The organism is Chitinibacter sp. S2-10 (assembly GCF_046530675.1).
In the GTDB taxonomy this organism is placed as follows: Bacteria; Pseudomonadota; Gammaproteobacteria; order Burkholderiales; family Chitinibacteraceae; genus Chitinibacter.
The window spans coordinates 1,988,089-2,005,264 of sequence record NZ_CP172558.1; the positions used below are offsets into that span (position 1 = coordinate 1,988,089).

Sequence of the window (17,176 nt, forward strand, 5' to 3'; positions counted from 1 at the left end):
TGCAGGGGTTTATCCCAATCTACCGCTCATTCGCTGTTGGAGGAACATCATGAATCAAGAAGTAAATCACGACGTGCAAGCCGAATCGACTGCCCCTGTCGTTGAACAAGAAGCAGCAGAATCGGCTGCCGCTACGCCAGAAGATCTGCTGACTCAGGCTTTGGCTGATCTGGAAAAAGCGCGGCAGGATATTTTGTATGTGCGTGCCGAGGCTGAAAATACGCGCCGCCGCGCACTAGAAGAAAACGAAAAAGCGCGCAAATTTGCCGTTGAAAAATTCGCTCGCGAAATTATTTCGGTTAAAGACGCGATGGACATGGCTTTGCTCGATCAATCGGGCAATTTCGAAGGCCTGAAAATGGGCGTCGATCTGACCGCTAAGCAGTTGGTAACTGTGTTCGAAAAATTCGAACTACGTGAAATCAACCCGATGGGCGAAAAGCTTGATCCGAATAAACATCAGGCCATTTCGACTGCGCCAAGCGATGAAGAAGCCAATACCGTCGTGCAAGTGATGCAAAAAGGCTATGAACTGTGTGGTCGCACGATCCGCCCTGCAATGGTGGTGGTTGCTGCGGCTAAATAAGCGAGCGAAAAAGTGGGCTTGAAATAAAAAAACGCATCCCCACATAGCAAGCATGGTGATTTAAACAGGTGCTGCCGCAGCAGAAAATGCTGAAAAATCAAACAGGCAGACTCAGCAAAGGAAATTATAAAATGGGTAAAATTATTGGTATTGACTTGGGTACAACCAACAGCTGTGTGGCTGTGATCGAAAACGGTCAACCTAAAGTCATCGAAAACTCGGAAGGCGCGCGCACTACACCGTCAATCATCGCTTATCAGGAAGATGGCGAAATTCTGGTTGGCGCTCCTGCGAAACGCCAAGCTGTGACTAATCCGAAAAATACTTTGTACGCAGTGAAGCGTTTGATCGGCCGCAAGTTCGTCGATAAAGAAGTGAAAAAAGACATCGACTCAATGCCATTTAGCATTGTGTCTGCCGACAACGGCGACGCATGGGTTTCTGTTCGCGACAAGAAAATGGCGCCACCGCAAATTTCTGCCGAGATTCTGCGCAAAATGAAAAAAACCGCCGAAGATTACCTAGGTGAAGAAGTGACTGAAGCGGTGATTACCGTTCCTGCTTACTTTAACGATAGCCAGCGCCAAGCGACTAAAGACGCAGGCCGTATTGCTGGTCTGGACGTGAAGCGGATTATCAACGAGCCAACTGCTGCGGCGATGGCGTTTGGTATGGACAAAGTGACCAAGGGTGACCGCAAGATCGCCGTTTACGACTTGGGTGGCGGTACCTTCGATATTTCGATTATCGACATCGCTGATGTTGATGGTTCAACGGCGTTTGAAGTATTGGCTACCAACGGTGACACTTTCCTCGGCGGTGAAGACTTCGACCAACGCCTGATGGACTACATCATTGCTGAATTCAAGAAAGAGCAAGGCATTGATCTGAAAAACGACGTGATGGCGCTCCAACGTCTGAAAGAAGCGGCAGAAAAAGCGAAGATTGAGCTTTCTAGCGGCGCGCAAACCGAAATCAACTTGCCGTACGTGACAATGGATGCAACGGGTCCAAAACACTTGGTGATGAAGATTACTCGCGCGAAATTCGAGTCGCTGGTTGATGATTTGATTACCCGCTCTATCGAGCCATGCAAAATTGCATTGAAAGATGCTGGGCTAAAAGCTTCTGACATCGACGACGTGATCTTGGTCGGTGGTCAGACCCGTATGCCTAAAGTGATGGACGCGGTCAAAGACTTCTTCGGCAAAGATCCACGTCGTGACGTGAATCCGGATGAAGCGGTTGCCGTTGGTGCGGCATTGCAAGGCTCGGTATTGGGCGGTGATCGCAAAGACATCTTGCTGCTTGACGTAACGCCTCTGTCACTGGGTATCGAAACACTGGGCGGCGTAATGACCAAGCTGATCCAGAAAAACACGACGATCCCAACGAAAGCGTCACAAACGTTCTCGACGGCAGACGACAACCAAAGTGCGGTAACGATTCACGTACTGCAAGGTGAGCGCGAGAAAGCGTCGGCGAATAAATCGCTGGGTCAATTCAACTTGGGTGATATTCCACCAGCGCCACGTGGCGTGCCGCAAATTGAAGTGACTTTCGACATCGACGCAAACGGTATCTTGCACGTTGGCGCGAAAGACAAAGCATCGGGCAAAGAAGCGAAAATCACGATTCAGGCATCGTCTGGTTTGTCTGAAGCTGAAATCGAAGCAATGGTACGCGACGCTGAATTGAACGCGGAAGAAGACAAAAAACTGCACGAATTGGTGAGCGCTCGCAACTCTGGCGAAGCGATGATCCACCAAGTGAAGAAAATGTTGACCGACGCGGGCGATAAAGTCACTGCCGATGAAAAAGTGGAAATCGAAGCGGCTATCGCTGAACTTGAAGGCGTAGTGAAAGGCGACGACAAAGAAGCGATCGAAGCCAAAACCGAAGCGCTGATGAAAGCCAGCCACAAAGTAGCTGAGAAAATGTACGCTGAACAAGCTGCACCAGAAGCGGGCGAACAAGCGGCAGGTAGCGACGCTAAGGATGACGGCAACGTAGTTGATGCTGAATTTACCGAAGTTAAAGACAAGTAATTTGGCATAAACACTAGGCACAGCGCTTGCATTGCGGGCTGCTGTGCCTTTTTGTCTCATGGAAAAGCATCATGGCAAAAAAAGATTTTTACGACATTCTGGGCGTTAACCGTGACGCTTCAGATGAAGAAATCAAAAAAGCGTATCGCAAACTGGCGATGAAATACCATCCGGACCGCAATCCGGACGCGAAAGATGCCGAAGAGAAATTCAAGGAAGCCAAAGAAGCCTACGAGATTTTGTCCGATAGCCAGAAACGCTCGGCTTATGACCAGTATGGTCACGCCGGTGTTGATCAGCAGGCCGGTATGGGCGGCGGTGGTTTTGGTGGCGGCGGTTTTGGCGATTTCGCTGATATTTTCGGCGATATTTTCGGCGGCGGTGGCGGTCGTGGTGGCCGCAGCAACGTCTACCGTGGCGCAGATTTGCGTTACAACATGGAAATCACGCTGGAAGAAGCTGCGCGCGGCGTTGAAAAGCAGATCAAGATTCCGTCACACGACGAATGCGATAGCTGCCACGGCACCGGCGCGAAACCCGGCACTGAAGCCAAAACCTGCCACACCTGTAACGGCCACGGCCAGGTTCGGGTAGCGCAAGGCTTTTTTAGCATCCAGCAAACGTGTCCAACGTGTCACGGTTCGGGTAAATACATTCCTGATCCATGCCGTCCGTGTAAAGGTACGGGGCGAATTTCAACGCATAAAACGTTGGCCGTTAAGATTCCGGCCGGCGTGGATGAGGGCGACCGGATTCGTCTTTCAGGCGAAGGTGAAGCCGGTGTCAATGGAGGCCCTCCGGGCGATCTGTACGTCGTGACGCACATCAAGAAACACGCGGTATTCGAGCGCGAAGGGAATGATCTGCATTGCGAAATGCCGATCAGCTTTACCGTTGCAGCTTTGGGTGGCGAGATCGAGATTCCGACTTTGTCAGGCAAAGCGCGGATTACGATTCCGCCAGAAACGCAAACTGGCCAGGTCTTCCGCCTGCGTAGCAAAGGTATCAAAGGCGTACGCAGCGCGATTACCGGTGATCTGATGTGTCATGTGGTTGTTGAAACGCCAGTCAAGCTCACTGGCCGTCAGAAAGAATTGCTGAAAGAATTCGAAGAAATCAGCCAGGGCGATTCGGATAAACACAATCCACGTGCTAAATCGTTTATGGATAAGGTCAAAGAGTTCTTCGCGACTTGATGTATTGGCGAGCAATATTGATAGCCAAAAAAAAGCCGCGTCAGCGGCTTTTTTGTTGGTGAAACTTATATACATGATGTGGTATGTCGATGTAGCCATTGGGGCTACTGGGCTGTGGTTATATACCTGCAATTTTTAGCGGGTCAATGCACCCGTTGGCGACATCATTGTGATTTCGTTGAAGTTCGATCCAGTGCGCTTGGTCGCATTGTAATCAATGATAAAACCACCCAGATCGTAACGATTCAATGTGGTCAATGCATTGTAAACACCCGCGCGGGTCGGGGCTTTGCCAGCTCGTTTGATGGCCTCGACGACCAATTTGGCGGAAATATAGCCTTCAAGCATCGCGTAGCTGGGGTACTTGGCAATGGCAGCCATTGCTTCGTTTTTACCCGAGCTGCCCGAGCCCAGTTCGTCGTATAAGGCTCGTTGAAATTCTTGTACCAGGCGGGTACGGGTGTCGTAAGGGTAGGGGAATACCTGACTGATACCTAATCCATGTGCGGTTTTTTTACCAATCTGTTTGGCAACTTCTTCAAACTGTACTGGCGAGAGCGCATACAGTTGCGAGGTTCCGCCCTGTTTTTTAAATTCCTGAACAAAGCTGGCTGCCGGTTTGGTCGTTGCAATTAGAATGACGACTTCCGGATTGGCTTTGGCCAGAGCTTGAGCTGCTTTATTGGTGCCGCCGGTTTTGCGTTCGTACCACTCTTCGGCGGCCAGTGTCAGCTGTTTTTTGGCCAGCGCTGCTTTTAATGCTGCAATACCCGCTTCGCCATAAGCACCTTGTTCTGCCATCACGGCAAATCTGGTCACCCCCAGATTGTCGCTGAGCAGCTTGACCAGTTTGTCGGTTTCCTGCGTATAACCGGCACGGGTGTGAAAAATATACGGCGTCGCAGTGCGTACCGAATCGGCTCCGGTGTGGATGCCAACCAGTGGAACGGTGAAATTATCCAGCGTCTTGGCTTTGATCAGCGCATTAATATTGGCGGTGCCATGAAATGAAATTAGCGCGACTGCATTTTGTTTTTCGATTAGTTCCTGTGCATTTTGTATCGTGCGTTGTGGCTCGTACGCATCGTCACGAACGACGTGGTTGATCAGCTCACCATTGACACCACCCTGACCGTTGATCTGGTTGAAATAAATCGACGCGCCGAGCGCCAGGGCTTTGCCGGTTTCGGCGGCAATGCCGGTGGTGGGAACCGATTGACCGACGGTGATCTCAGCGTAAGTCTGTGCATTCAGTGCAAGGCTTGCTGTGATGATGAGTTTTTTTAACACGATGCACTCTCCCCTTTGCATGCGAATTGAATCGGCCACCTTGACGCGTTATTGTGCCGACTCAGTTACACGTTTGAACTCACGTGTAAAACATTTGGCTGACACCGTTGGATTTTCGAGGTGGCTTGACTGCGGTCATCTTAAATTAATGCGTGCCGATGGTATAGTGCGGGCTACATTTGGCGGAGATTTTGCAATGCGGCGTGGTGTTTATGCAGGCAGTTTCGACCCGGTGACCAAAGGTCACTTGTGGATGATCGAGCATGGTCTGAACTTATTTGACGAAATGATCGTTGCCATCGGTGAAAATCCCGACAAAAAATACACCTTCAGTCTGGAAGAACGCCTTTCGATGTTGCGCGAAACGACCAGCCAGATGCCCAATTTGCGGGTCGAAACATTTGAGAACCGTTTTCTGGTTGACTATGCGCGCGAGCAGGGGGCGCAGTTTATTTTGCGCGGCATTCGTGAAGCCGCCGATTATGAATTCGAGCGTAAAATGCGCTACGTCAACGCTGATCTGGCGCCGCATATTGATACGATTTTCCTGATGCCGCCAAGGGAAATTGCCGAAATCAGCTCGACAATGGTCAAGGGTCTCGTTGGCCCGCATGGCTGGGAGGGCATCGTCAAACAGTATGTTCCTGATCCGGTCTTTATGCATTTATTGCAGGGTTATAAAAAAACCAAATAATGCGCAGGTCAAACCCAAGCGCCATAAAGGAAATCATTCATGAGAATCGGTACTCCGCTGTCTGCTTCTGCCGTTAAAGTCATGCTGCTCGGATGCGGCGAGTTGGGCAAGGAAGTCATTATTGCGTTGCAACGTCTGGGCGTAGAAGTCATCGGTGTTGACCGCTACGACAATGCGCCGGGCATGCAGGTATCACATCGTGCGCATGTGATCGATATGAGCGACGCCAAAGCCCTGCGTGCGCTGGTGGAAGCCGAGCGCCCGCATTTTATCGTGCCGGAAATCGAAGCGATTGCGACCGACGAGCTGGTACGGATTGAGTCCGATGGCCTGGCGACGGTGATCCCGACGGCACGTGCGACGCAATTGACGATGAACCGCGAAGGCATCCGCCGTCTGGCCGCAGAAGAGCTGGACTTGCCGACATCGGCGTACCGCTTTGCCGATTCATTGGCGGATTTGCAGGCGGCCTGTTCCGCAATCGGTTTTCCTTGTCTGGTCAAACCGGTGATGTCATCGTCGGGCAAAGGCCAGTCTTTGCTCAAATCTGCCGCCGATGTTGAAGCGGCATGGCAATACGCTGCCGCCGGTAGTCGCGTCGACCATGGCCGGGTGATTGTTGAAGGTTTTGTCGATTTTGAATATGAAATCACGCTGCTCACCGTTCGTTCGCTGGGCGAGGATGGGGAAATCAAAACTGCGTTCTGCGCGCCGGTAGGCCATTTGCAAGTGAAGGGCGATTACGTCGAAAGTTGGCAGCCGCAACGCATGAATCCAAAAGCGCTCGAACGCGCGCAGGAGATCGCCCGCAAAGTGACTGGCGCATTGGGCGGTCGTGGTCTGTTTGGCGTTGAGTTGTTTGTGAAGGGCGACGATGTCTGGTTCTCCGAAGTGAGCCCACGTCCACATGACACCGGCTTGGTGACCTTGATGAGCCAATATTTCTCCGAGTTCGAGTTGCACGCGCGCGCGATTCTGGGCTTGCCGGTCGATGTGAGTCAGCGCGAACCGGCCGCCAGCGCGGTGATTTATGGTGGTATGGAGGAAGCGGGTATTGCTTTTGATGGTGTCGCCGCAGCACTCGCCGTTCCGCGCAGCGATTTGCGCCTGTTTGGCAAGCCCGAAGCGTTTGAGCGCCGCCGCATGGGCGTGGCTCTGGCTGCCGGGCACGATACCGACGTCGCACGAGATCGCGCCAAGCTGGCAGCGGGTTTGGTGCAGCCCGTTGTCGTTGATGAGGCGGAATAACCATTTAGCTGTAATCGCTGCATTTTGTACCAAAAGCTAACAGGCAAGGCCGCAGGGGTTTGATACACTGCGGTCTTTGCTTTTTGAAGTTGCGCCACCCATGTCTGATTTAACCAGCTATCGTAATCGCCTCGCCAAAAACGCCCGCCACTGGGGCAAATGGGCGCGTCGTCAGGGTTTGCAGTGCTATCGCATTTACGAGCGCGATGTGCCTGAATTTCCGATGATCGTCGATATCTACGGCGATCGAGTGCATTTGCAGGAATACGATACCGGCTGGATGGAAAGCGACGAAGATTATTCGGCATGGATCGACGAAATTCACGCCGCGACCGCTGAAGTACTCGGCCTGCCGATCGAGCATGTCTCGCTGAAAATCCGCAAGCGGATGAAAGGGCTGACGCAATACGAGAAAAACGAAGAATCGGGCGAATTTTTTGTCGTTGAAGAAAACGGTCTGAAATTCGAAGTCAATCTTGACGCTTATCTCGATACCGGCCTGTTTCTCGATCACCGCAATACGCGCAAACGCGTGATGGGCGAGGCGGCGGGCAAGCGTTTTCTCAATCTGTTCAGCTATACCGGCGCGTTCAGCGTTTACGCGGCTGCAGGCGGCGCGGCCAGTACGCTGACGGTGGATTTGTCGAACACGTATCTGGAATGGGCAGGACGTAATTTTGCGCTCAATGGCATGGACCCCGCCAAGCACCAGCGCGTGCGTGCCGACGTGTTCGAGTTTTTGCGTGAGGCGACGTGCAGCCCGCAAAAATACGATCTGATCGTGATGGACCCACCCAGTTTTTCGAATTCGAAAAAAATGCTCGGCGTACTCGACGTGCAGCGCGATCACGCTTATTTGATCGAGTCGTGCATGTCTATGCTCGCACCGGGCGGCGTGCTGTATTTCTCGAATAATCTGCGCAGCTTTGAGCTGGACCCGATGTTTGTCGGCCGCTGCGAAAATCTGACCGCGCAATCGATTCCGGAAGATTTTAGAAACAAGCGCATTCATCAGTGCTTCCGCTTCGTGAAGAGTGCGGTTTAGCAATGCTGCGCATCCCGTGATAGCGGTTCGGGTGGTGCTCGGAATCCTCAGTACTCATGTACATCCGGTTCCTGTGCTCCAGCCCGTCTGCACCCACTGTGGTGTTACCGCTCTGACGGGTGCTCGCTATTGTTAAACACGCACTCTTGCTGAAAGATTTTTTATGACTTATCCGTTTTATCCCGCGCCGTTGGTGCTGCTCGATCTGGAAACCACCGGTGCCAAGCCGGCGAGTGACCGGATTACCGAAATCGGTCTGGTGCAGATTAATGCCGAAGGTGGGGGTATTGCCAGCTGGAGCAATCTGGTTAACCCCTGTCAGCCTATACCCCCGTTTATTCAGGAGCTGACTGGCATTGATAATGCCATGGTGGCCGATGCGCCGACTTTTGCGCAGCTGGCCGATCAGGTGCTGGAAAAGCTGCAGGGGCGGGTGTTTGTCGCGCACAATGCGCGCTTTGATTACACCTTTTTGCGCAATGAATTTAAGCGCCTAGGTGTGACTTTTCGCGCCAAAGTGCTGTGTACGGTGCAACTGTCGCGCAAACTTTACCCGGATGAATTCAAGCACAGCCTTGATGCGCTGATTGCACGGCATGGGCTGCAATATCATGGCGAGCGACATCGTGCGCTGACCGATGCCGAGCTGATTTACCAGTTTTTAAATGCAGCGGTGCAAGATTTGGGCGCTGCGTGCGTGCACGAAGCGATTGACGAGCTGATTCGCCCGCCCGCTTTGCCACCGCACATTGATGAAAAAATCATCGACGATCTGCCCGATACCGCCGGTGTGTATATTTTTTATGGCGAGAATGACGAAGCGCTGTTTGTCGGTAGCAATAGCAATTTGCGCCGCCGCGTGTTGCAGCACTTTGGCAAACACGCGAGCGCGCAAGACGGGCAAGCAGCGATGCTGGCTTTGGCGCTGCGCCGGATAGACTGGATCGAAACGTCGGGCGATCTGGGCTCGGCCTTGCTCGAACGCCAATTGCTCAGCCAGTTGCGTCCCCGGTTTAATCCATCGACACGCGGCAAAGTCGATCAGACGCAATCGGTGTGGGAAATCGTGTTGCCCGAGCCGGATTGCGATGGAATTGATGTTCCGCTGCAGCCAAAACTGATTCCTTTGAGCGAGATCGCCAATGCGAAGGGCGATTTATTCGGCCCGTTTCGCGGCGCGCGCGAAGCGCAGAATGCGCTTAATCGCATCATTAAAGGGCAGGGGCTGTGCCGCCAAATTTTGGGACTAGAAAAACCACGCAAGGGTCCGACTATCTGCCCATGCAGCGCACTTTCGCAAGGCGAATGTCGTGGCGCTTGCGTGGGTCGCGAGCCAATCAGCATGCATAATGCGCGGCTGCTCTCTGCTTTGAGCAAGCACAAGCTCGCCGACTGGCCATATACAGGCGCAATTGCCATTGCCGAAGGGCCTGATTGGGCACAAGTGCTGCATGTGTTTGATCAATGGGTATACCTGGGGCAGGTAAGTGCTCGGGGTGAGCTATTGGATTTGCTTGCAGGTATATACCCTGCCTATGATCTGGATATGGCCAAGCTGATCCGCAGCGAAATTAAAAAACATGCTGTCCAGCTGATTGTCTGAAACTCAATGGATACACAGTTGTTGCTTGCTTTCTACCGCTTGTAATCATTCTTTCGCTTTTTGTTGCGGTGTCTTGCAAAATGCGGGTCTCGAGTTGAATCATGATCCGCTTGTGGCGTGGTTCAAACTAGCCCCATTCTGGAGAGCATATGTTGGATTTCGGGCAGATTCAGTCGATTTTGAAGGCTTTGCCGGATCCCGTTTTTATTTTGACTCGCAGCGGGCGCTATGCCGCCATTTTTGGCGGTATCGACACGCGGTATTACCACGATGGTAGCCATTTGGTCGGCCAGTCGATGTCGGATGTGCTGGCCGATGAAAAAACGGCCTGGTTTTTGCAGGTGATTGAATCTGCTCTGGCACGGCGTTCTTTAGTGGTTGTTGAATATGCGCTGTCCGGGCGCGATATCAAAGGGCTTCCCGACGAGGGACCTGTCAGCGAAATCTGGTTTGAAGGACGAGTGCAAGCGCTTGATTTTCAGGTCGATGGCGAAGATGCGGTGATCTGGGTCGCCAGCAATATTTCGCAGCGGCATGATCTTGAGGTGCAGCTGCGCCAGCAAAGCGAGACCGACCCGCTGACCGGCTTATCAAACCGGCGGCATATGACGGCCGTGCTGCAGGAGTATCTGGATGTGTTTCTGCGCTACGGTTCGCCCTTGTCGGTGCTGATTTTTGATGTTGACCATTTCAAAACGATCAACGATAACTTTGGCCATGATGCAGGGGACAAGGTGCTGGTCGAGATCGCTGCGGTATGTCGGCGTGAGTTGCGCAATACCGATGTTTCATTGCGCTTTGGCGGCGATGAGTTCGTGATTCTGATGTCGCACACGACGCCGGATGTGGCGATCAAACTGGCCGAGCGGTTACGCAGCCAGATTGAGATGGCGCTGCATGAACTGCTGGTGGGTTTGAGTGTCACCATTAGCGGGGGCTTGAGTGCATTAGCGCAGTCCGATACGGGGACGGACGACGTGCTCAAGCGGGCGGATGCTGCACTTTATCAGGCCAAAAGATTGGGGCGTAACCGGGTTATTTCGGCTTAACAGTGAAAAACGGCGCAATCTGCGCCGTTTTTGTTTGGACTTGAGTCCGTTTAAACCGCCAGAACTGCTTTGATATCGTCGCTTTCACCGATGGTGAATTTCTGAGTGGTCGCAACGAGTGCCGAGCCATCGAATCGACCAACGTGGTAGATCGTGCCGAACGAGAAAGTCGGCGCTGCAGCACCCTGGCCGCCGCAGACTTCGGCACCACGACGAACATTGTCGGCCATATAGCCGGGCAGACGCAGATGATATGGGTTGCGGCGAACTTCTTCGACGTGGCAGGCCAGCGCGGCGATCAGATCGGCGGTGTCTTGCTGATTGGTCGCGATCAGTGCATTCGGTGCTTCCATCTGGCGCCAGAATTCGCTTTGCACCAGCACGCAGGCATGGTTTGCGGCTTTGAGCGCATCAACGATCAGATAATGCGTGCCAATGTGTGCCGAATGGTAGTCATTGTCGTGCGGGCAAACGACGACTGCCGGTTGGTGTTCGCGAATGATTTTGGCAATCACGGCGACTTTTTCAGCCCAGGCAGCCGGATCTTCACTGCGAGTTTTGGTCGTTACCGACATCAGACCGCCGGGAATGGTTTCGAGCAGACCCCAGCCCAGATAATCACAGGCATTTTTAACTTCAACCCAGCGCTCAGGCTGGCGTTTTGCGTTGGAACCCTGGGTTACTGCGACATTAATGATTTTAAAGCCGGCTTCACGACCCAAACGCAGCGGCAGTGCGCCGATAATGCATTCGTCATCGGGATGCGGCGCAAAAATCATCGCGACCGGTGCATCGGCAGCAACCGGACGGGCTGCACTGCCGAGCGTGCTCAAATCACCAAACAGCGGCGCATCTTGTTTTTGTAATAACTCGTGATGAGCCTTGACGAGTGCGAGGTAAGGGTTGCTCATTGCCGCTCCTTCTTAAAAGTCTTAAACAGGGGAAAAATGTCGCTCGAAGAGGGTTGCCAGAGCCGTCGTGATCGGGCGTAAGCTTAGGCAAGAGAGTATAGGCCGATCAGATGAGCTGACCAAGTGCTTTTCGTTGATACCCAGGATGAGGTCAACTTATTGGCGGGTTTGCGTCATAATGACGGCACTTTTTTTCGAAAGGCATTTTGCCAAGGGATCTACGCTGCAATGCGCTATTTTTATTCTTCTTTTGTGGTGACGATTCTCGGTCTGATCGGTGCCTGGCTGCTCGCGGGCTGGGGCGGGCTGTGGATTGCATTCAATCTGGCTTTGCTCGAGACCAGTTTGAGTTTCGATAATGCTGTCGTTAATGCCTCGGTGCTTAAAAGCTGGGACGAAAAGTGGCGCAAACGCTTCTTGCTGTGGGGAATGCTGATCGCGGTGTTTGGGATGCGCGTGGTGTTTCCGCTGGTGATTGTCGCGGTGATCGCCGGAATGGCGCCGATGCCGGGGCCTGTGGCTTTGTTTGATTATTTCAATAGCGGTGCTTGGCCAGTGAACGACGTGCTGTCGTTGGCGATTGTCGAGCCGGATCGCTACGCGGCGATTCTGACCTCGGCGCATATCGAAGTGACGGCATTTGGTGGTGCGTTCTTGCTGCTGGTTTTTCTGAATTTCTTTATTGATTACGAAAAAGAAACGCATTGGTTGGGGCCTCTGGAGCACCTGCTTGCCAAACTGGGCAAGCTGGAAATGGCCGCAGTCATTTTGAGTCTGGTGATCTTGCTATTGATGTCTGCGGCTTTGCCGACAGCCGAAGCATTACGCTTTCTGAATGCCGGCGTGTGGGGCGTGGTGGTGTTTGTTTTGGTCGATGGACTGGGTGATTTGATCGGTGACGAAGGTGCGACGGCGAAAACCGGCATGGCCGGGTTTATTTACCTGGAAATTCTGGATGCTTCATTCTCGTTTGACGGTGTGCTCGGTGCATTTGCACTGACCAAAAGCATTTTCCTGATTGCAATCGGTCTGGGTATTGGTGCGATGTTCGTGCGTAGCTTTACGCTGATGCTGGTCGAGAAAGAAACGCTCAATGCTTTTAAATATCTCGAGCATGGCGCATTTTGGGCCATCGGCGCTTTGGCTATGGTCATGCTGCTGGCGGCACGGTTTCATATTCCGGAAGCCATTACCGGTGGGGTGGCAGCGGTACTGATTATTATTGCTGCGATGCATTCATGGCTTATTCGTGATCGTGTTAGGGGTATGTCTTTGTAGGCTTTATTTATAAAAGCTTTTGGTGGTATACCCTTTGTTTTGTTCTGTGGCTCGGGTAAAGGAGATAGCGGCTGTTTGGCCGCTATTTTTTTTATTGATTAAATATCAGTCTTTTCTGATTTTATTTGTGACACGACTTTAAGTTTGGCTTTTGGTATATGTCAGCTAAAAACAAATAGACGCTGCTTGATTGAACTTACGTCTATTTCCAATTCAGGTTGACTCCGATGAAAAAAAGCCTCGCTCCTTTTATGCTCGCTCCACTGGCTTTGCTGTTGTCACTCAATGGCGCCCACGCCATGACACTGGGTGAGGTGCAGCTTAAGTCTTTTCTGGGGCAACGTTTTAAAGCGGATATTCCTTTCCGTCTCAATGGTGAAGAGCGCTTGCTGGAGGATTGCTACCAGATCCGGCCAGTCAGCAGCGACGTGGCTTATATCGGTGCAACGAGCATTCAGCTTTTGCCACGTGGCGATGGATCTTCTGGCATATTACGTGTGACATCCGGTTCGCTGGCCGAAGAGCCCATCATGGGCTTTGCGCTCAATATTGAGTGCGATGGTGTCAGCCTGACCCGGGAATTTACCGTTTTTCTGGATCCGCCTCCGGTCATTGAGGCACCGGTCACGAGTCAAAAAAAAACTAGTTTTTTAACCGAAGCAGCGCCTGCAGCTAAAAAAATCCCCAGCCTGATCACCCAGCAAGAGACGACGCTGGAGCGAATTGCCGGACGATATTTTCCGGCCAGCTCGCCCTTGTATTCCCGCTATCTGACCCGCTTGAAACGCAGCAATCCCGAGCTGGTTGACGCCGAAATTCCGGCGGGCAGCGAAGTGTATCTGCCGCCACGACCGGTGGCCAAAAAGCCGGCCGCTAAAGTGGTTCATCCCCAGTTGGCCGCAACGCAAACCACTCCCCCCGCTCCGGCATCGTCGGGACAAGAGCAGGGTCGGCTGCGTCTCGAGGGGGCTGATAGCCAGATTGTGTCTCCGCCGCCTGCATCACTCCAGAACAATCCAGAGGCCTATATTAAGGAACTGGAAAACAAAATTGCCGAGTTGGGGCAGTTGCGGCAACGCTTGCAACTGGAGATCGAGGCACTGGACCGGCGGATGGCACTCAATGCCCAGGCAATGAACACTGTAGCCAGTGCAGCGCAGACCGCTGTCGTGACCAGTGCTCCGCTACTGGCGAGCCCTGTTGCCAGCGTAACCGTGGTTCCAGCTCCGGTTGTGAAAGAAGGGGACGCGAGTTCGGTCAAGCGCACTGTGGCTCAAACAAGCAACTGGCAATGGCCGCTGGTGATCGGTTTGTTCGGTTTGGGTGCGGGTATCTGGTGGTGGCGGCGCAATGGCGACCAAGAATCGAGCGACGAACATGTTCCCAGTAGCGTTCTGAGTGCATTGAAAACGAGTTATGCACCTCGACCAGCATCGCCAGCGACGGAACAATCGCTGATGAAGCAATTGAATACCGGGATTGAAGTGCGCGATGTTGAAGCCAACAGCCTTGATCAGGCGCAATACTATATGGCGCATGGCGATACGCTGCGAGCTATCGAGATGATGCAACAATTGATTGAAGCTGATCCGCAGGACGTCGAGCGCTGGTTGATGCTATTCCGTGTTTATCGCCAGCAGGGAATGAAAAGTGATTACGTCCAGCTGGCAAAAAAATTCCGCGCGCAGACGCCGCCGCTTGATGAGGACGACTGGGAGCTGGTGCGCAGTATCGGATATAAACTCGATCCAGAGCACCCATTGTTTGCCAAGGCAGTTAAACCGCAAGAACGCGTTGTTGATGAAATTGACGTCGAGTTGCAAGGTCTGGCTGAGGCCGGGCGACCTTTTGGATTGAAAGCCGAGTCGACATCCACAAATCAAGCCAAGCAGGGCGAGGCCAGTGAAGTCGATCTGCTGCAGGCTTTTCAAGCCCCGGTTCATCCCCGAGCTGCACATAAAACGGCGGCCCCTTTGCGTGATGAGATCGAGCCTGATCTGACGATTCCGGCATCCCATGTGCTTAACGATCAGGTGGAACTCTCGCCGCTGGATGAACTGGAGTTTGACGTTAAAGAAATCCGCTTTGACGATGACAAAAAGCCGGATTAGCAGTGAAAAAAAACAGCCCGCATCAGCGGGCTGTTTGGGTATCAAATTACGTAGGAACTTCTACAGATTAGTGTTCCGGAAAAGGTTCTCCGCGGGTTTTCCATAGAGAGTAAAGTACGCCGACAAGGAGCAAACCAAAGGTCACGAACAGTGATATCGCCGTCGGAATATGGAAATCAATCAGGCCTTCGTGGTTGAAATACACCAGCCCCACTTTGACGCCAATAAATACCAGAACGATAGACAAAGCATATTTCAAATAGTGGAAACGATGCACCATCGCTGCCAGTGCAAAATACAGTGCACGTAAACCCAAGATCGCGAAAATATTCGAGGTATAGACAATAAACGGATCTTGCGTGATCGCAAAAATCGCCGGGATGCTATCCACCGCAAATACCAGATCGGCCGTCTCAACCAGAATCAGCGTCAGAAATAGCGGCGTCGCCCACCAGCCTTTGCTCAGGCCGTGATTTTCGCCGCGCACCCAGAATTTTTCATTGTGCAGTGTCGGCGTGAAACGCATATGTCTGCGTACCCACTGATAAAATCGATTATCTTCGATTTTGCCGTGTTCATCGTCGGCGATCAGCATTTTGATGCCGGTGAAAATCAGGAAGATGCCAAATAGCACCAGTACCCCTTGGTATTGGGCAACCAGTACAGCACCCAGGCCAATCATGACGGCGCGCATCAGAATGACGCCCAGAATGCCCCAGAATAAAACGCGATGCTGGTAGATGCGCGGCACGCCCAGGCTGGTAAAAATCAGCGCAATCACGAATACATTATCCATCGACAGCGACTTTTCGATCAGATAACCGGTAATGTATTCCATCCCCGCTGTCGCACCCTTGTACCACCACAGCCAGGCTCCGAATGACAGACCCATGAAGATATAAAAAGCCGACAGTTTCAGGCTTTCGCTCACGGAGATTTCGTGCTGATCCTTGTGCAGTACACCAAGATCGAAAGCCAGCAGACCGATCACCAGGCCAAAAAACATTAGCCAGACCCAGAGCGGGTAACCAACCCAGAGTGCGCTAAAAAATTCCATATCCTATCCCTTGCCTTGCGGCATTTTTAAGTGTTTAAGCAAAAATTTTGGCCTGAGGCCACGGCCTACGCTAAGGCAGCAAGCCGCCAAGCTCCGGCACGCAGTGCATTGTTGCTTCGCCTTGCCGTACTACCTGTACTGCTCGTACGGTTTCGCGCCTCGCGGGAAAACGTTTTAATGTGTGTTGGTTTATCTATAAAGCGCCTGTGCGTATTATTCACGCTATGAGTGCAGAAAATACAATAAGTTTCATTGATAGCCATTGCCATCTCGATGCCAGTGAATTCGATGCTGATCGGGAGCGGGTCGTGGCACGCTCACGCGATCAGGGCGTAGGGCAATGGCTGGTGCCAGCCATTACCGCTGCAACATTTGATAAAACCGCGCTGATGCAGCATAACTACGGCGCCTGGATTGCTTTGGGTCTGCATCCGATCTACGAAGCCGATCACAGAGACGAACACTTACGCTTGCTGCGCGAACGACTGGAGCATGGTGCCGCCTTGGCCGTTGGAGAAATAGGGCTGGATTTTTATCTTCCTGAACTCGATACAGAGCGGCAAATCCATTTTTTCGAATCGCAACTCAAAATCGCGCGCGATTACGATTTACCGGTGATTGTGCATATCCGCCGCAGCCAGGATCAGGTGCTCAAATACCTGCGCAAATGGAAAGTGAAGGGCGGCATCGCGCATGCTTTTAACGGCAGCGAACAGCAGGCGGCGGAATTTATCAAACTTGGATTTTGCTTGGGGTTTGGCGGCGCAATGACTTACGACGGCTCGCAACGAATCCGGCGCTTGGCGCAAAGCTTGCCGCTTGAATCCATCGTGCTGGAAACCGATGCGCCCGATATTGCGCCAAGCTGGCTGGCCGGATCGCCGCCAAAGCGAAACGAACCTGCTCAGTTACCACAAATCGCCGCTGTGCTGGCTCAGTTGCGCCAGACGCCAATCTCAGAAATCGCCAGCCAAACCAGCATCAACACCCGCCGCATTCTTGGTCTGCTCTGATTTAATACCCCATTATGTATTGCCATGAAGACTAGTGTTAGATTGGT

General features: G+C 52.5%; 14 protein-coding genes. 11 read left to right on the top strand and 3 right to left on the bottom strand.

Annotated elements, in window-relative coordinates; translation table 11 throughout:
- The first annotated feature begins 49 nt into the window (after window positions 1-49).
- The 3 genes from grpE (at window position 50) to dnaJ (ending at window position 3,830) form a co-directional block, all read left to right on the top strand.
- Complete coding sequence (gene grpE, locus ACG2XO_RS09415) at window positions 50-586, top strand: nucleotide exchange factor GrpE (protein ID WP_410497725.1); 537 nt, start codon at window positions 50-52, stop codon at window positions 584-586.
- Between the two features lie 131 nt (window positions 587-717).
- Window positions 718-2,634: a molecular chaperone DnaK gene (gene dnaK / locus ACG2XO_RS09420; protein ID WP_410497726.1), complete on the top strand. Its 1,917-nt coding sequence runs from the start codon at window positions 718-720 to the stop codon at window positions 2,632-2,634.
- A 71-nt stretch (window positions 2,635-2,705) separates the two neighbouring features.
- Window positions 2,706-3,830 carry a molecular chaperone DnaJ gene (dnaJ, locus tag ACG2XO_RS09425; RefSeq protein ID WP_410497727.1) on the top strand — a complete coding sequence of 375 codons (1,125 nt, stop codon included), beginning with the start codon at window positions 2,706-2,708 and terminating at the stop codon, window positions 3,828-3,830.
- A 135-nt stretch (window positions 3,831-3,965) separates the two neighbouring features.
- Here dnaJ and ACG2XO_RS09430 read toward each other — a convergent pair whose 3' ends face one another.
- Window positions 3,966-5,120: an ABC transporter substrate-binding protein gene (locus tag ACG2XO_RS09430; RefSeq protein ID WP_410497728.1), complete on the bottom strand. Its 1,155-nt coding sequence runs from the start codon at window positions 5,118-5,120 to the stop codon at window positions 3,966-3,968.
- Between the two features lie 196 nt (window positions 5,121-5,316).
- On the opposite strand from ACG2XO_RS09430, the gene coaD reads away from it, so the two are divergent.
- The 5 genes from coaD (at window position 5,317) to ACG2XO_RS09455 (ending at window position 10,759) form a co-directional block, all read left to right on the top strand.
- Window positions 5,317-5,814 carry a pantetheine-phosphate adenylyltransferase gene (coaD, locus tag ACG2XO_RS09435; RefSeq protein ID WP_410497729.1) on the top strand — a complete coding sequence of 166 codons (498 nt, stop codon included), beginning with the start codon at window positions 5,317-5,319 and terminating at the stop codon, window positions 5,812-5,814.
- A 39-nt stretch (window positions 5,815-5,853) separates the two neighbouring features.
- Window positions 5,854-7,062, top strand: coding sequence for a formate-dependent phosphoribosylglycinamide formyltransferase (gene purT, locus ACG2XO_RS09440; protein WP_410497730.1), 1,209 nt, complete (start codon window positions 5,854-5,856; stop codon window positions 7,060-7,062).
- A 100-nt stretch (window positions 7,063-7,162) separates the two neighbouring features.
- Window positions 7,163-8,107, top strand: a complete 945-nt coding sequence (locus tag ACG2XO_RS09445; RefSeq protein WP_410497731.1) for a class I SAM-dependent methyltransferase — start codon at window positions 7,163-7,165, stop codon at window positions 8,105-8,107.
- A gap of 163 nt (window positions 8,108-8,270) precedes the next feature.
- Complete coding sequence (locus ACG2XO_RS09450) at window positions 8,271-9,710, top strand: exonuclease domain-containing protein (protein ID WP_410497732.1); 1,440 nt, start codon at window positions 8,271-8,273, stop codon at window positions 9,708-9,710.
- A 149-nt stretch (window positions 9,711-9,859) separates the two neighbouring features.
- The gene (locus tag ACG2XO_RS09455) at window positions 9,860-10,759 is read left to right on the top strand and encodes a diguanylate cyclase (RefSeq protein WP_410497733.1); all 900 of its coding nucleotides are present in this window, start codon (window positions 9,860-9,862) and stop codon (window positions 10,757-10,759) included.
- Window positions 10,760-10,809: 50 nt separating this feature from the next.
- Here ACG2XO_RS09455 and ACG2XO_RS09460 read toward each other — a convergent pair whose 3' ends face one another.
- Complete coding sequence (locus ACG2XO_RS09460; protein WP_410497734.1) at window positions 10,810-11,670, bottom strand: PIG-L deacetylase family protein; 861 nt, start codon at window positions 11,668-11,670, stop codon at window positions 10,810-10,812.
- 228 nt (window positions 11,671-11,898) lie between these two features.
- Between ACG2XO_RS09460 and ACG2XO_RS09465 the strand changes: the two genes are divergently transcribed.
- Both ACG2XO_RS09465 and ACG2XO_RS09470 read left to right on the top strand, forming a co-directional pair.
- The gene (locus ACG2XO_RS09465) at window positions 11,899-12,948 is read left to right on the top strand and encodes a DUF475 domain-containing protein (RefSeq protein WP_410497735.1); all 1,050 of its coding nucleotides are present in this window, start codon (window positions 11,899-11,901) and stop codon (window positions 12,946-12,948) included.
- A gap of 227 nt (window positions 12,949-13,175) precedes the next feature.
- Entirely contained in the window at window positions 13,176-15,059 is a 1,884-nt protein-coding gene (locus ACG2XO_RS09470; protein ID WP_410497737.1) for a FimV family protein, read from the top strand.
- A 67-nt stretch (window positions 15,060-15,126) separates the two neighbouring features.
- On the opposite strand, the gene ACG2XO_RS09475 is transcribed toward ACG2XO_RS09470, so the two are convergent.
- Complete coding sequence (locus tag ACG2XO_RS09475) at window positions 15,127-16,116, bottom strand: TerC family protein (protein ID WP_410497738.1); 990 nt, start codon at window positions 16,114-16,116, stop codon at window positions 15,127-15,129.
- A gap of 308 nt (window positions 16,117-16,424) precedes the next feature.
- On the opposite strand from ACG2XO_RS09475, the gene ACG2XO_RS09480 reads away from it, so the two are divergent.
- Entirely contained in the window at window positions 16,425-17,129 is a 705-nt protein-coding gene (locus ACG2XO_RS09480; protein ID WP_410497739.1) for a TatD family hydrolase, read from the top strand.
- Window positions 17,130-17,176 lie beyond the last annotated feature (47 nt).

Bases quoted from the DNA above. Each gene is read 5' to 3' on its own strand.
- grpE (WP_410497725.1), top strand. From the start codon at position 50: ATGAATCAAGAAGTAAATCACGACGTGCAAGCCGAATCGACTGCCCCT.
- dnaK (WP_410497726.1), top strand. From the start codon at position 718: ATGGGTAAAATTATTGGTATTGACTTGGGTACAACCAACAGCTGTGTG.
- dnaJ (WP_410497727.1), top strand. From the start codon at position 2,706: ATGGCAAAAAAAGATTTTTACGACATTCTGGGCGTTAACCGTGACGCT.
- coaD (WP_410497729.1), top strand. From the start codon at position 5,317: ATGCGGCGTGGTGTTTATGCAGGCAGTTTCGACCCGGTGACCAAAGGT.
- purT (WP_410497730.1), top strand. From the start codon at position 5,854: ATGAGAATCGGTACTCCGCTGTCTGCTTCTGCCGTTAAAGTCATGCTG.
- ACG2XO_RS09445 (WP_410497731.1), top strand. From the start codon at position 7,163: ATGTCTGATTTAACCAGCTATCGTAATCGCCTCGCCAAAAACGCCCGC.
- ACG2XO_RS09450 (WP_410497732.1), top strand. From the start codon at position 8,271: ATGACTTATCCGTTTTATCCCGCGCCGTTGGTGCTGCTCGATCTGGAA.
- ACG2XO_RS09455 (WP_410497733.1), top strand. From the start codon at position 9,860: ATGTTGGATTTCGGGCAGATTCAGTCGATTTTGAAGGCTTTGCCGGAT.
- ACG2XO_RS09460 (WP_410497734.1), bottom strand. From the start codon at position 11,670: ATGAGCAACCCTTACCTCGCACTCGTCAAGGCTCATCACGAGTTATTA.
- ACG2XO_RS09465 (WP_410497735.1), top strand. From the start codon at position 11,899: ATGCGCTATTTTTATTCTTCTTTTGTGGTGACGATTCTCGGTCTGATC.
- ACG2XO_RS09470 (WP_410497737.1), top strand. From the start codon at position 13,176: ATGAAAAAAAGCCTCGCTCCTTTTATGCTCGCTCCACTGGCTTTGCTG.
- ACG2XO_RS09475 (WP_410497738.1), bottom strand. From the start codon at position 16,116: ATGGAATTTTTTAGCGCACTCTGGGTTGGTTACCCGCTCTGGGTCTGG.